Source organism: Agaribacterium sp. ZY112 (assembly GCF_041346925.1).
Classification (GTDB): domain Bacteria; phylum Pseudomonadota; class Gammaproteobacteria; order Pseudomonadales; family Cellvibrionaceae; genus Agaribacterium.
In genome coordinates, this window is record NZ_CP166840.1 from 1,802,501 (window position 1) to 1,816,279 (window position 13,779).

Here is a 13,779-nt window from a genome sequence, read left to right on the forward strand (position 1 = left end):
GACCTTAGATCATGTTGTTAATGATCGATAACTACGATTCTTTTACCTATAACGTTGTGCAATACCTCGCGGAATTAAAAGCCGAAGTAAAGGTGGTGCGCAATGATGAACTTAGTGTGGAGCAAATTGAAGCTTTACAACCCGAGCGTATTGTCGTTAGCCCGGGCCCTTGTACGCCTAACGAGGCAGGTGTTTCGGTTGATGTGATTAAGCGTTTTAAGGGTAACGTTCCCATCTTGGGTATTTGCTTGGGACATCAGAGTATAGGCCAAGCTTTTGGTGCTGATATTATCCGCGCGGCTAAAGTCATGCACGGCAAACTGTCACCCATGTATCACAGTAGTCAAGGCGTGTTTAAAGGCTTGCCGAGCCCCTTTGATGCTACACGTTACCACTCATTGGTCATCGATAAACAGAGCTTGCCAGAAGGGCTGGAAGTCACTGCGTGGACACAAACAGACAGTGGTGAAATTGATGAAATCATGGGTATTCGTCATCGAGACTATGCGATTGAAGGTGTGCAGTTTCACCCCGAATCTATCTTAAGTGAGCATGGGCATAAGTTATTACAGAACTTCTTAGATCTAAGCTGCTAAGTCTGCTCAATAAAAATAAGGATGTATATGAACATCAATGAAGCGCTCACCGCATTGGTAGAGCAACAAAGCCTAAGCCAAGTACAAATGGCAGAAGTTATGCAGCAAGTGATGACAGGGCAAGCTAGCCCTGTGCAAATTGCAGGTTTATTGGTTGCTTTGCGTATGAAGGGCGAGACCGTCGATGAAATTTCGGGGGCCGCTCAGGTGATGCGAGAACTGGCGACCCCAGTTGCTATTAATGCTGAAAACCTTGTTGATACTTGTGGTACCGGTGGTGATGGCGCCAATATTTTTAATGTCAGTACGGCGGCTGCATTTGTGGTTGCTGCTGCCGGAGGTCATGTAGCTAAGCATGGCAATCGCTCTGTATCCAGTTCAAGCGGTAGCGCCGATGTCTTAGAAGCCGCCGGAGTACGCTTAGACGTGTCGCCAGAGTTGGTTGCTAGGGCCGTCGAAAGCATTGGTGTTGGTTTTATGTTTGCGCCGGCCCACCACGGCGCCATGAAACATGCTATTGGCCCGCGTAAAGAGCTTGGCTTGCGTACGGTCTTTAATATGCTAGGGCCTATGACCAACCCCGCAGGTGTTAAGCGGCAAGTCCTAGGAGTCTTTAGTGCCGCTTTGTGTCGGCCGATGGCTGAAGTGCTACAGCGCCTAGGGTCAGAGCATGTCATGGTGGTACATGCTGATGACGGTTTGGATGAACTATCGATTGTGGGGCACTCCAATGTCGCCGAGCTAAAAAACGGCGAAATTCTGGAGTATCGCATCAGCGCTGCCGATTTAGGCCTGGCTGAGTTTGATAATTTGAACGGCTTGGAAGTCAGTAGTGCAGATGAAAGCTTAGCTCTAATCAAATCTGTTTTTACTGGTGAGCAAAATAATGCCGCCCTTAAGGCTCACGCCATTATTAGTTTGAATGCCGGTGCGGCTATTTATGTTGCGGGTATTGCAAGTAGTTTGGCTGAGGGCGTAGCTATGGCAGAGGACGCAATTCAGAGTGGTGCTGCCACAGAGAAATTAACTGCGCTTGCGCAATTTACTCAAGCTCAATAACGATATCAATAACAGGTAACAACGTGCAAGACACTCCTACCGTGCTGAAAAAAATTATTCAGCGTAAATATGAAGAAATAAACGAGCGCAGCGCAACACTTAGCTTTGCCGATATAAAAGTGCTGGCAAATGAGCGCCACACCCCTTTTCGTGGTTTTGTTGACAGCATGCTTAATAAGCTGGCTAAAGGCGAGAGTGCAGTCATTGCCGAAATAAAAAAAGCTTCGCCTAGCAAGGGGGTTATTCGTGAGCATTTTGTTCCTGCAGATTGCGCTAAAAGCTATGCTAAAGCGGGTGCTGCGTGCTTATCGGTTCTGACCGATGTCGATTTTTTCCAAGGCGCGGATGAATATTTAAAGCAAGCTCGTGCCGCTTGTGACTTACCGGTTATACGCAAAGATTTTTTGGTTGAGCCTTATCAGGTATATGAGGCGAAGGCGATGGGCGCAGATTGTGTTCTGTTGATTGTTGCTGCGCTGGAATTTGAAAAGCTCAAAGAGCTCAATGAACTTGCCTTAGAGCTGGGTTTAGATGTACTTGTCGAAGTTCACAATGATGAAGAGCTAGAGCAGGCCTTGGCCTTGCCTAATAAGCTCATTGGCATTAACAATCGCAATTTACATACTTTTGAAGTTGGCTTACAAACCACTCTGGATTTACTAGAGCAAATACCCAGTGAGCGTGTTGTGGTCACAGAAAGTGGTATTTTAGCCCCTGAAGACGTTGCACTTATGCGCCGCCACGGTGTTAACAGTTTTTTAGTTGGCGAGAGTATGATGCGAGTGCCTGAGCCAGGCGATAAATTGGCAGAATTATTTCGTTAATTTTAGATTTGTATTTTAAAATTAAAAAAGGCGCTCTTATCAGCGCCTTTTTTAATGTGCAATTATGCTTAGTATGTAAGCTTGTTGGTACTAGCGTGTATTAAATACCACCATGGTTTTACCTTTCACCGACACCAGACCTTGTTCCTCTAAGGTTTTAAGTACGCGGCCAACCATCTCGCGAGAACAGCCAACGATACGGCCTATTTCTTGGCGGGTAATTTTAATCTGCATACCATCTGGGTGGGTCATTGCGTCGGGTTCTTTGGTTAAATCGAGCAAGGTACGGGCAACACGTCCGGTAACATCTAAGAAGGCAAGATCGCCGACTTTACGTGTGGTATTACGCAGGCGTTTAGCCATTTGCTTACCGACGGCAAATAAAAATTCTGGGTGCGTTTCAGAAAGTTCTTGAAATTTAGCGTAAGAAATCTCGGCTATTTCACATTCACTTTTGGCTCGAACCCATGCGCTACGTGCATCTTCTTGATCAAAGATACCCATTTCGCCAAAAAAGTCACCATCATTGAGATAGGCGACAATCATTTCACGGCCTTCGTCATCTTCAATAAGTACCGTAACGGAACCTTTGACGATGTAGTACAGAGAGTCGCTGGTATCGCCTGCATAAATTAATGTGCTTTTGGCTGGGAAGCGACGTCGATGACAGTGGGATAAAAAAGTATCCACATTGTCGATATGAGGTGTTATTGGAGCAGTAATCAAAGCTGAGCCCTCAGGTTCTTTTTACATCCAGTTCTTTTATGATAGTGCCGGTTTGTCATCCTGACACCGTGTACTAAATATTTCAGCACACTGGGCAGGGCGAATCTTTGCATACAATTAGTGCATAATACCAGCATGCACTTGAAAAAATGGCACCTAAACCACATATATTGCGTCTTAATCTGCAGTATTTTTGACAGCACTGGATAAAAACATGAAAGCAACAGTCAACTGGGCCGGTAAGGCCAAATTTATTGGCAACTCAGGTAGCGGCCACAGCGTAACGATGGATGGTCCTCCAGATCATGGTGGAGAGAATCAAGGCCCGCGCCCTATGGAGATGCTATTGCTTGGTTTGGGTGGCTGTTCGACCTTTGATGTGGTGTCTATTTTAGAGAAAAGTCGCCAGCAAATCGTCAATGTCGATGTTGAAATAGATGCCGAGCGCGCTGATGCGGTGCCTTCGGTGTTTACTAAGATTCACTTGAACTTCAAAGTAACAGGTACAAAACTTAAAGAGACGCTGGTAAAGCGAGCGGTATCTTTGTCTGCGGAGAAATATTGTTCGGCTTCCATCATGCTTGAGGCCGCCGGCGTTGAGGTGACACATAGCTATGAAATTGAAGAGCTTGAAGCCGCTGAATAATTACTGAACACTTCAAAAACTGGGAGAGCGTTAAAGCCGCCCTCCTTGTTCTTAAATACGATAACTACTTTGAGTCATGGTTTTACTGACTAGCGTCATGGCTGTCTTTACCGGGGCGGGAAAGTCGTAGCCCCCCGCCTCTAAGGCCATATGCTGATGCTTGGCTTCATCTTCGAGCATTTGCTCAACCACGGCTCTGGAGCGTTTATCTTCTAAGGGAAGGCTTTGTAAGTGTTCTTCAAGGTGGGCGCACACACGTTCTTCGGTGGCGGCTACAAAGCCTAAACTGACCTTATCGCTAATTAAGCCCGCAATAGCGCCTATACCAAAAGAAAGCCCGTACCATGCTGGATTCAATAGGCTAGTGTGGCTGTCGAGCGCTTTTAACCTATCTTCACACCAAGCGAGGTGATCGATCTCCTCATCTGCTGCATGTTGCATGTCTTTTTTCACCGCGCTTAGCTTTGCCGTTAATGCTTGGCCTTGATACAGGGCCTGTGCACATACCTCACCGCTGTGGTTGACGCGCATTAAGCCTGCTGAGTGGCGTCGCTGGCTATCGCTCAGTTCGTTCTCGCTAAGGCTTTCAGCAGGAGAGCTGCGTAATGCTGGTTTAGTATGAGGGCTAATGGAGCGCAGGGCGCGGTCAGCTTCGCTAATAAAGCGGTCAATAAGACTTAGATGGCGCATGGTGTTAATCGATTCTCGAGCTGGGTTGTATTGAGGCTTTGGCTTACACTTTACCTTTGCGTAGTAAATAGTCCAGCCTAAACTCTTGCGTTTAGATTAGTGAGATCAAGCCTGCTGTAAAAAGGATGTATATGGATAACAATGATCTGGCCCTCTTATTAAAGGGGCGAGTGCCTTTGATAGCTTTAGAGAGTTACGATGAACAGCGAGCCGTAGAACTCGTTAGCTCGCATGCTCGTGATCTGGGCATGGCGGCTTGGAAGTGGACCTTAACAGACGGCATTGGCCCTTTGGGCTTTGGCCTCGAGTTAAGTGATGCATCGCAATACTGTGAGCCTGAAGCGGCCCTGCGTCATTTGAAGGGCTTGTCTGGCCCCTTACTTATTGTGCTTTGTGATCTACACCCCTTTTTGGACGATGCCAAAGTCATTCGTTTATTAAAAGATATGGCCTTACGCTTTGATGCCCAGAGGCAAAAGCTTGTGTTACTTAGCCACCGTTTGAGTTTGCCAGAAGAGCTTGTTCGTCTAAGTGTAAAAAGTGCGATAGCTCTGCCAGACGATGATGAGATCAGAAGCTTGCTGCGCCTGGAGGCCAAGCGCTGGCAAGAGCAAAATCGAGGCCTTCGTGTTAAGACTGATAAGGCCAGTCTTGACGCTTTAATTGCCAATTTGCGTGGCTTGCCACATGAAGATGTTAGGCGTTTGGCTTGGGGGGCGATAGCCGATGATGGCGCTATTACCGAATCTGATGTACCCAAACTTAATAAGGCAAAGTTCGCATTGATGGATATGCAAGGGGTATTGCACTATGAGTACCACACTGAGGCTCTGGCCAGTGTAGCGGGCTTTGAAGGTTTAAAAAGGTGGTTAAAGCAGCGTGAGCCAGCCTTGATGGATGTTGACCTGGAGCCGCCTAAAGGCGTGTTGCTCTTTGGTGTGCAAGGTGGTGGTAAAAGTTTGGCTGCTAAAGCCATTGCCGGTATGTGGAAGCTGCCTTTATTGCGCTTGGATATGGCCGCCTTGTATAACAAATACATCGGTGAAACCGAACGTAATTTACGAGCGGCTTTAGCCCTTGCCGATACCATGCAACCTTGTGTGTTATGGATAGACGAAATTGAGAAGGGCCTTGCTGAAGATGGTGATAGTGGTGTTGCTCAGCGCATACTCGGTACTTTGTTAACTTGGATGGCAGAGCGAAAGAGCCGGGTTATTTTGGTCGCCACGAGTAATGACATCAGTGTCTTGCCTCCAGAGCTGATGCGAAAAGGGCGTTTTGACGAGGTTTTTTTTGTTGATTTACCAGAGCAAGAAACACGTAAGCATATATTTACGATCCATATGCAAAAGCGTGACATTCATTGTGAAGGCTTTGATTTAAACAGCTTGGCGGCAATGAGCGAGGGCTTTACGGGTGCCGAAATAGAGCAAGCAGTGGTAGCGGCTTGCTATCAAGCAAGGGCTGATGAATGCCAGCTAGAGCAGCTGTATTTGCAGCGCGCGTTAACTCAAACTCGGCCCTTGTCGGTATTGCAGGCAGAGAAGCTTCACGCCTTGAGGGCTTGGGCTAAAGAGCGTTCTGTACCCGCTTAGGTTATTCCCCAAATAATAAGTCTTTTAAGGACTCTTCTTGTTTGACTTGGGTTTCTTGGTAAGGGGCAATATGAAAGGTTTTTTGTGCAATGACCTGGCCTTCAAGCTCTATGCTTAAGGCCCACTTTCCGAGCTTATCGGCCACAGGAGCCCAAACGGTATCGCCTAGAAAGAAATCCCAGTTGTTATCTCTTATATAAAGTGTGTCTTTAAACGGAGGGCGCTTTTGGCCGTGCTCATCAAGTACGCCGGGGTGGTCTATACAGCAATGTATCTGCTTGCCTTTGGCTTTTTTGATGTTGATGATCATACCAAACTCAATATCGATCTCGGCTGGCACCTCGGTGGTAAAGCGCTGCAGCTTGGGCAGTTTTTTACAGTTGGCATCCCACTTTGTGTAGATTCCATAACTAACAAGTTTTGTTTCAATTTTGGCTTTGGGCATATAGTTGGATAAAGCTGTTACGGCGTGTAAGTACTGAGCTTGGCTGAGCCTTGGGCCTGAGGACGGGCATAAGCAGAGTCGCGTTTGGGGTTTAATATGTATCGGTTTAGCTTGAGTGAATAGATAGGTGCTTGGCCTAAAAATAGCTGCATACAGTTGTGTATGCAGCTATTAGGCGAGTGCTTACTTGCCTTGCTCACGAGCAATAGCACGATAGGCAATGTCATTACGCTTATAGACATCTTTCCAATCGATATTATTGGCAAGCTTGTAAGCTGCTTGTTGGGCTTCGGTCACTGAGTTACCCAGCGCGGTAGCGCAAAGTACACGACCGCCATTGGTTACCACGTGCCCATCTTTATCAGCTGTGCCAGCATGGAAAACTTTTGCCGAATCCGTGTCGATACCGTCAAGGCCGCTGATGACATCGCCTTTATTGTATGAACCGGGGTAGCCACCTGCTGCAAGCACAACACCAACGGCAGGGCGCTCATCCCACTCTGTTTTACATTGGTCTAGCTTGCCATCTAAGGCTGCTAAACAAAGAGCTGGAAGATCGCTCTGTAAGCGCATCATGATAGGCTGAGTTTCAGGATCACCAAAGCGACAGTTATATTCAATCACTTTAGGTGTGCCATCGCTGTCAATCATCAAGCCGGCGTATAAGAAACCTGTGTAGTCATTGCCCTCGGCGGCCATACCGCGAATAGTGGGCATGATCACCTCATCCATAATGCGCTCATAGACTTCGGGGGTTACCACAGGCGCAGGGCTATAGGCGCCCATGCCGCCGGTGTTTAGGCCACTGTCGCCATCACCTGCACGTTTATGATCTTGGCTGGTTGCCATTGGCAGAACATTGACGCCATCTGCAATGACAATAAAGGAGGCTTCTTCACCGGAAAGGAACTCTTCGATAACAACACGGTAGCCTGCGTCGCCAAAGGCGTTGCCGCTAAGCATATCTTTCACGGCTTCTTCGGCAGTTGCTAAATCTTCAGCAACTATTACGCCTTTACCTGCGGCTAGGCCGTCTGCTTTGACAACAATTGGAGCGCCGTGTTTGCGAAGATAGGCCAAGGCTGGTTCAACTTCGGTAAAGCTTTCATAGGCCGCAGTTGGGATATTGTGGCGAGCTAGGAAGTCTTTGGTGAAAGCCTTAGAGCCTTCTAGTTGAGCTGCACCTTTGCTTGGGCCAAAACAAGCTAGGCCTTTTTCCGCAAAGTAATCAACAATGCCTTCTACTAAAGGCACTTCAGGGCCAACAATAGTTAGCTCAATACCTTCGAGTTTGGCGAAACCTGCAAGGCTTGCGAAGTCTGTTGCGTCAAAATCGATGTTTTTAAGCTTGGCATCACGTGCACTGCCGGCGTTACCGGGTGCAAGAAAAACGGCTTCAACTTCGGGGCTTTGAGCCGCTTTCCAAGCCAAAGCATGTTCGCGGCCTCCGCCGCCAATAACGAGTACTTTCATATCTGCTCTAGGCTCCTGAATTAGTGGCGGAAATGGCGCATGCCGGTGAAGACCATTGCCATACCTGCTTCATCTGCGGCAGCGATAACTTCTTCATCACGCATAGAGCCACCTGGCTGGATAACGGCTTTGATGCCTGCCTTGGCGGCGTTATCAATACCGTCGCGGAAAGGGAAAAAGGCGTCGGATGCCATAACAGAACCCGGCACTTCAAAACCGGCGTGTTCGGCTTTAATGCCAGCAATACGAGCGGAATTAACACGGCTCATTTGGCCTGCACCTATGCCAACAGTCTGATTGTTAAGGGCGTAGACAATGGCGTTGGACTTAACCATCTTGCCAACCTTCCAGGCAAATAGAAGGTCGCGAATCTCGTCTTCGGTTGGCTGGCGTTTAGTTACCACCTTGAGATCTGCTGCGGTGATGATGCCGTTGTCACGGCCTTGTACAAGCAAGCCGCCTGTGATCTTTTTGTAGTCAAAACCTTCGGTTACGGCGTCAGCCCACTGGCCGCACTCAAGTAGACGAACGTTTTTCTTGGCCGCAACAACTGCTACAGCTTTGGCGCTGATTGTTGGCGCGATAATGACTTCAACAAATTGCTTTTCGACAATGGCGGCAGCTGTGGCTTCATCAAGCTCTCGGTTAAACGCAATAATGCCGCCAAAAGCAGACTCAGGGTCGGTGGCAAAAGCCTGTTGGTAGGCTTCTTCAATGTTTGCAGCGACTGCAACACCACAAGGGTTGGCGTGCTTAACAATCACACAAGCTGGCTCGTCAAATTGTTTCACTGTTTCAAGGGCCGCGTCGGTGTCAGCAACATTGTTAAAGCTAAGCTCTTTGCCTTGCAGTTGCTTGGCAGTGCTAATGCTGGCACCTTCAAAGTTTTTGTCGACGTAAAACGCTGCGTTTTGGTGAGGGTTTTCACCGTAGCGCATGGTTTGAGTTAGTTGGAACTGGCTGTTAAAGGTGCGAGGGAACTCAGCTTCGTCACTTTGTACTTTGTTACCTAGGTAGTTGGCGATCATACCGTCGTAGGCTGCGGTATGTTCAAAAGCCTGTACGCTCAAATCGAAACGAGTATTGCGCGCGATTTGACCGTCATTGGCTTTCATTTCAGCTAATACAGCATCGTAGCTGCTGGCGTTTACAACAATTGCTACGTCATTAAAGTTCTTTGCCGCAGAGCGAACCATGGTTGGGCCGCCGATATCAATGTTTTCAATGGCATCTGGCAGAGTGCAATCGGCTTTGGCTACTGTCTGTGCAAATGGATATAGGTTCACTACAACCATGTCGATGGCGTTGATGCCGTGCTCGGCCATGATGGCGTCGTCTTGGCCGCGACGGCCGAGGATGCCACCGTGAACTTTAGGGTGTAAAGTTTTTACACGTCCGTCCATCATTTCAGGGAAGCCGGTGTAATCACTGACTTCGGTAACAGCGATGCTGTTGTCTTTAAGTAGACGGTAGGTTCCGCCTGTAGATAGGATCTCAACGCCTTGTGCGCTAAGAGCTTGAGCAAATTCGACAATGCCGCTTTTGTCACTGACGCTAATCAGTGCGCGATTGATTTTTACCAATGCTTTTTCAGTCATGGAGTGAGCCTGTAGTGTGTGCCGGAGTGGGCGGGCTGCTTAACCAAGAAAGGGACACAAGTGTCCCTTTCCATTCTTTACTTACGACGAGCTACTTAAAGTAGGCCGTATTGCTTTAATTTCTTGCGTAGGGTGCCGCGGTTTAGACCCAGCACATTGGCTGCACGGGTTTGATTATGGCGAGTGTACTTCATCACGACTTCTAACAGAGGTGCTTCAACCTCTGCGAGTACCATTTCATATACATCGGTAACATCGTGGCCTTCAAGGTGCTCGAAATAATTGCTCACGGCGCGTTCTACGCTGTCACGCAAAGACTGATCTTGAGGTGCTACATAGTCTTTTGGCGCTGGGACCTGACTTGCAAAGTCGGTATTTCGGTCGGTCAGGAGCGTGTCCGCTGTATTCATTCTGCTTGTTCCTCGTAACTAATGAGCCATTGAAAATAGTTGTTATTGAGCCAGAGCTGTTGCTCAGGCTCTTGCAGTTGGTTGAACTTCCGTCGCCACTGTTCTCCATCGGGAAGATGAGCGCAGTACCAAGCAAAGTGCTTACGTGCAATGCGAACTCCCTGAACGGGGCCGTAAAATGCATGCAGCGCACTTAGATGTTGTTCTACAACGTGCTGTTTTTCTCTCATGCTGAGCGGTGTTGGTAGTTCACCGTGATTCAGCATGTGTTTTATATCCCTAAAAAGCCAAGGTTGGCCAAGTGCTCCGCGCCCGATTAAAAGTGCGGCGGCACCGGTTTTCTTTATCACTGCTTGAGCTTTGTCAGCGCAGTTTATATCCCCATTTGCTAGAACTGGAATGCTTAGTTCTGAGCTGATTTCTGTAATTGTGTTGTACTCAGCATCGCCATTAAAGCGACAGGCTCGAGTGCGGCCATGTATGGCTATTGCACTAACACCTAATGCTTCTGCCATTTTCGCAACGCGAGGGCTATTGCGGTTACTTGGCTCCGTACCTGTGCGAGTTTTCAAGGTCACAGGCACCTCGACGGCATCAATCACCGCTCGCAATATAGCCTCGATTTGAGGCTCGTCGGCCAACAGTGCTGAGCCCGCTGCTTTTTTACAGACTTTTTTGGCTGGGCAACCCATGTTGATATCGACAATTTGCGCACCAAGTTCTACACAAGCTTGCGCTGCATCGGCCAGCATTAGCGGGTCGCTTCCGGCTATTTGAATGCTGATAGGCCAGTCTTGCTCATCAATAACTAAGCGCTTAGAGCTTTTGCGGCTGTGCCACAAGGAGGTATCGCTCGTTAGCATTTCTGAGGTTGTTAGGCCCGCCCCAAACTGACGGCAGATTTTACGAAAAGGAAGATCGGTGACACCAGCCATGGGCGCGAGCAGTACCGGACTGTCGAGCTCGTATGGACCAATTTTTAACACCTAGATCCCCCGCGATCATATCTTGCTGCTGGCGTCTGAATTAACTATTGGTTAAAAAGACGCCCCGCCAAAAAAGGGGGGCTATCATACCTAAGCCGAAGGCCGTTGGGAATGCAGCTTTTATACAATTTGATCAATAAAAGTGCAGTTTGGGTCTTGACTAACTATTGATTAGGGCTTCACAACGCTGATTTGGTAGTTAACGGCATCTTTTCCTGGGTCTTCAACGTCAAGAGTAATGTGAATTGGGTGACGAGGTGGCATTGACTTACGACCCGCAAGCTCTCCACCGACATATTGTGAGGGGCTAAAACGGACATCGCTAAGAACACGGTTATTGATGTCTGAAAAGCTTATTTTTAGCTCGGGGAAGTCTTGAGCAAAGCCTGCACGATTCAATAAGGTGGCGTCAACCAAGAGCATGCTTTCTTTTTCTGGGTGATCGAGCACTAGCATGCTTTCAATTTTTATCGCGCCTAAATCTTTCAGGGCGGGCAGTTGGCAGCCAAGTAATTGACAGGCTTGAGCATAATAGGGGCGCCACTGAGGTTTAAGGCTCCAGTCATCAAATTTAAAATAGGCAAGTTGGAAACAAGCCGATAGCAAGAGCATGACATTCAGGCCGAGCCAGAGTTTACCCGAGCGCCACCATGGCGTACTGTCTTCGACTAAAAACTCAAGTGGTTCTGCTTCTAGCTCATCAAGTCGACTGCCCTCATCATCTGCAGTACTGTCACTGAGCATGTCACCCTCAAAGGGTTCAAAGCCGTACTCTTCGTCGTTATCTTGTTTTTTCTTGGCATCGAGCTTGGGCTCCAATTCCTCATTGATCACATTGTGGTCAATGTCAAACGGGTCGCCTTGGTCATTATCGACAGTTGGTTCTGTGCTGTTGTTAGTGCGTTGGCTCAGCTCTTGTTGGGCGAGTTGCCCCATGCCGTCGAGCTCATCATCGGTCTTTGATGTAGTGCTGTCTTGTTCGTCGATAATGCGAAAGCTGCTAGTGTGATACATAGAGCTGGTTTCAGCTTCTTCGGCTTCTTCTAGTTCTGGTTCTGCTTCAGGCTCCGGTTCTTCGAGTGCTAGCTTGTTTGGTGTTTTAGCCGCGCTTTTTTGCTCTGCGCGCTCTTCATCTTCCAGTAAAGATAGAGCCCAGCTTTCATCGTCTTCACCGGCGTCATCTTCGTCATTGACTTCAACTTCTTTGATTTTCTTTTCGAAGAGATTGATGTCTTTACTCGAGGCTTCGTGCCCAAAAAAAACATTTTCGTCAAAGCCAAAGTCAACACTGCCTTCATCGATATCACTAATTAAGCCACTGTTGAATGAATTATCTTCCTCTGACTCGATAAAGCTTGCCTGCTTGGGCTCGCTTTGTTTCTCTTCTGGCTGAGGTTCTGACCACTTCTCTTCGTCGAAAGGCGTATCGTCACTAATTAAAATGTCATCATCATTCTGGCTAATGATGGGGTTTTGCGGAGCTGTTTCTTTCGCTTTTTGCTGAGCGCTTAATCTGTTGGATGCAGGTTTTTTGCCTGCTTTTTTCTTGGTTGAGCTTGCAGGTGAGCTTATAAGGTGCTCTTTGGCATTAAACACATGTAAACATGAGCCACAGCGAACAGCCCCCTTGGCGCTGTTGAGGTGGCTAGGTTGTACTTTAAATGCGGTGCTGCATTTAGGGCAGCGGGTGATTAAGTCACTCATATCCGTTCGGATTACTGTGTTGTCCGTCAATAGGGGCTTTCAGAAGTCTATACCTTGCATGGGCGTAGGTAAAACATCTCCATGCAAGTCTGGGGCCCTGGTCTAGTTTTTTCGTCGCTGGCCGACAAGGCACAACCACTGTTCTTGTTCTTTACTGTAGGAAAAATCAACAGCGTGTTCATATGCAGCAACGATGCTGTCTTTCTGTGTCGCTAGAATGCCACTTAAACAAATAAAGGCTCCGGGTTTCAGTAGGGCGATCAGTTGTGGCGCGAGTTCAACCAAAGGGCCGGCAAGAATATTGGCGAGTACTAAATCGACAGGCTCTTGTGGTGCTTTATCTGGAAAATAAACGGGCATTTGCTCGTTGGCGAGGCTATTGCGCTGAATGTTGTCCTGCGTGGCCAGCAAGGCTTGAGGGTCGATGTCGACACCGTGTACTTGTGTGGCGCCTAATAATAATGCTGCGATACCGAGTATGCCGGAGCCACAGCCAAAGTCGACCGCGTGCAGGTTTTTTACCTTTTGTTTTGCAAGCCATTGTAGGCATAAAAAAGTAGTTGGATGAGTACCTGTACCAAAAGCCAAGCCGGGGTCGAGTTTTAAGTTAACGGCTGAAGGGTCGGGTTCATCACACCAGCTAGGGCAAATCCAAAAGTGTTCACCACATTGAATGGGGTGGTATTGGCTCATCCACTCACGCACCCAATCTTTATCTTCTAGTACGTGCCAATGTAGTTGCTCTTGGCTGATCTTTAAGCGTGTTGCGATGTCCTGTGCTATGGCATTCGAGTCGACCTCAGCTGGAAATAGCCCGGTGACTCGTGTAGCGGCCCAAAGAGGGGTTTCGCCAAGTTCTGGCTCAAAAATGGGTTGGTCGGCATTGTCTTCGAATGTGATCGACATGGAGCCTGCGTGATTGAGGGCTTTTTCCGCGACGCTTGCGTGATCGGGGTCAGTAATTATACGAAGCTGGAGCCAAGACATAAGTGGAGCTTTTCCTTTGGAAGGCAGAAAGCCAAAAGGT

14 protein-coding genes are annotated in these 13,779 nt (G+C 48.1%); 5 read left to right on the top strand and 9 right to left on the bottom strand.

From position 1 onward, the window contains the following. Window positions 1-11 precede the first annotated feature (11 nt). From AB1S55_RS07860 to trpC, 3 genes are read left to right on the top strand one after another with little or no spacing between them, the layout of a single operon-like run. Window positions 12-596, top strand: coding sequence for an aminodeoxychorismate/anthranilate synthase component II (locus AB1S55_RS07860; protein ID WP_370981257.1), 585 nt, complete (start codon window positions 12-14; stop codon window positions 594-596). Window positions 597-623: 27 nt separating this feature from the next. Continuing rightward, window positions 624-1,655, top strand: coding sequence for an anthranilate phosphoribosyltransferase (trpD, locus tag AB1S55_RS07865; RefSeq protein ID WP_370981258.1), 1,032 nt, complete (start codon window positions 624-626; stop codon window positions 1,653-1,655). A gap of 23 nt (window positions 1,656-1,678) precedes the next feature. Beyond that, on the top strand, window positions 1,679-2,479 hold the full coding sequence (gene trpC, locus AB1S55_RS07870; RefSeq protein WP_370981259.1) for an indole-3-glycerol phosphate synthase TrpC: 801 nt from the start codon (window positions 1,679-1,681) through the stop codon (window positions 2,477-2,479). A 90-nt stretch (window positions 2,480-2,569) separates the two neighbouring features. Here the strand turns inward: trpC and crp are convergent, their stop codons facing one another. Beyond that, window positions 2,570-3,205 (bottom strand): cAMP-activated global transcriptional regulator CRP, encoded by a 636-nt coding sequence (gene crp, locus AB1S55_RS07875; protein WP_370981260.1) that lies wholly within the window; start codon window positions 3,203-3,205, stop codon window positions 2,570-2,572. A 214-nt stretch (window positions 3,206-3,419) separates the two neighbouring features. Here crp and AB1S55_RS07880 point away from each other — a divergent pair, with 214 nt between their 5' ends. Beyond that, window positions 3,420-3,851, top strand: coding sequence for an OsmC family protein (locus AB1S55_RS07880; RefSeq protein ID WP_370981261.1), 432 nt, complete (start codon window positions 3,420-3,422; stop codon window positions 3,849-3,851). Window positions 3,852-3,902: 51 nt separating this feature from the next. Here AB1S55_RS07880 and coq7 read toward each other — a convergent pair whose 3' ends face one another. Beyond that, window positions 3,903-4,550: a 2-polyprenyl-3-methyl-6-methoxy-1,4-benzoquinone monooxygenase gene (gene coq7 / locus AB1S55_RS07885; RefSeq protein ID WP_370981580.1), complete on the bottom strand. Its 648-nt coding sequence runs from the start codon at window positions 4,548-4,550 to the stop codon at window positions 3,903-3,905. A 122-nt stretch (window positions 4,551-4,672) separates the two neighbouring features. On the opposite strand from coq7, the gene AB1S55_RS07890 reads away from it, so the two are divergent. Next, entirely contained in the window at window positions 4,673-6,136 is a 1,464-nt protein-coding gene (locus AB1S55_RS07890; RefSeq protein ID WP_370981262.1) for an AAA family ATPase, read from the top strand. Window position 6,137: 1 nt separating this feature from the next. Here AB1S55_RS07890 and AB1S55_RS07895 read toward each other — a convergent pair whose 3' ends face one another. The 7 genes from AB1S55_RS07895 to prmA all read right to left on the bottom strand — a co-directional run bounded on the left by AB1S55_RS07895 (window position 6,138) and on the right by prmA (window position 13,739). Beyond that, on the bottom strand, window positions 6,138-6,581 hold the full coding sequence (locus AB1S55_RS07895) for a DUF3859 domain-containing protein (RefSeq protein ID WP_370981263.1): 444 nt from the start codon (window positions 6,579-6,581) through the stop codon (window positions 6,138-6,140). 183 nt (window positions 6,582-6,764) lie between these two features. Beyond that, a complete protein-coding gene (purD, locus tag AB1S55_RS07900; RefSeq protein ID WP_370981264.1) occupies window positions 6,765-8,054 on the bottom strand; it encodes a phosphoribosylamine--glycine ligase in 1,290 nt (429 codons plus the stop codon). A 20-nt stretch (window positions 8,055-8,074) separates the two neighbouring features. Continuing rightward, window positions 8,075-9,652 (bottom strand): bifunctional phosphoribosylaminoimidazolecarboxamide formyltransferase/IMP cyclohydrolase, encoded by a 1,578-nt coding sequence (gene purH, locus AB1S55_RS07905; RefSeq protein WP_370981265.1) that lies wholly within the window; start codon window positions 9,650-9,652, stop codon window positions 8,075-8,077. 95 nt (window positions 9,653-9,747) lie between these two features. Continuing rightward, window positions 9,748-10,062, bottom strand: coding sequence for a DNA-binding transcriptional regulator Fis (gene fis, locus AB1S55_RS07910; protein ID WP_370981266.1), 315 nt, complete (start codon window positions 10,060-10,062; stop codon window positions 9,748-9,750). Beyond that, window positions 10,059-11,048 (bottom strand): tRNA dihydrouridine synthase DusB, encoded by a 990-nt coding sequence (gene dusB / locus AB1S55_RS07915; protein WP_370981267.1) that lies wholly within the window; start codon window positions 11,046-11,048, stop codon window positions 10,059-10,061. The genes fis and dusB overlap by 4 nt, the downstream gene beginning before the upstream one ends. Before the next feature lie 171 nt (window positions 11,049-11,219). Continuing rightward, entirely contained in the window at window positions 11,220-12,752 is a 1,533-nt protein-coding gene (locus tag AB1S55_RS07920) for a zinc-ribbon and DUF3426 domain-containing protein (RefSeq protein WP_370981268.1), read from the bottom strand. Window positions 12,753-12,854: 102 nt separating this feature from the next. Then, window positions 12,855-13,739, bottom strand: coding sequence for a 50S ribosomal protein L11 methyltransferase (gene prmA, locus AB1S55_RS07925; RefSeq protein ID WP_370981269.1), 885 nt, complete (start codon window positions 13,737-13,739; stop codon window positions 12,855-12,857). Between the last annotated feature and the right edge of the window lie 40 nt (window positions 13,740-13,779).

Coding starts and splice junctions, on each gene's coding strand:
- fis (WP_370981266.1), bottom strand. CDS start 10,062: ATGAATACAGCGGACACGCTCCTGACCGACCGAAATACCGACTTTGCA.
- AB1S55_RS07895 (WP_370981263.1), bottom strand. CDS start 6,581: ATGCCCAAAGCCAAAATTGAAACAAAACTTGTTAGTTATGGAATCTAC.
- purD (WP_370981264.1), bottom strand. CDS start 8,054: ATGAAAGTACTCGTTATTGGCGGCGGAGGCCGCGAACATGCTTTGGCT.
- AB1S55_RS07920 (WP_370981268.1), bottom strand. CDS start 12,752: ATGAGTGACTTAATCACCCGCTGCCCTAAATGCAGCACCGCATTTAAA.
- AB1S55_RS07880 (WP_370981261.1), top strand. CDS start 3,420: ATGAAAGCAACAGTCAACTGGGCCGGTAAGGCCAAATTTATTGGCAAC.
- AB1S55_RS07860 (WP_370981257.1), top strand. CDS start 12: ATGTTGTTAATGATCGATAACTACGATTCTTTTACCTATAACGTTGTG.
- trpD (WP_370981258.1), top strand. CDS start 624: ATGAACATCAATGAAGCGCTCACCGCATTGGTAGAGCAACAAAGCCTA.
- AB1S55_RS07890 (WP_370981262.1), top strand. CDS start 4,673: ATGGATAACAATGATCTGGCCCTCTTATTAAAGGGGCGAGTGCCTTTG.
- prmA (WP_370981269.1), bottom strand. CDS start 13,739: ATGTCTTGGCTCCAGCTTCGTATAATTACTGACCCCGATCACGCAAGC.
- purH (WP_370981265.1), bottom strand. CDS start 9,652: ATGACTGAAAAAGCATTGGTAAAAATCAATCGCGCACTGATTAGCGTC.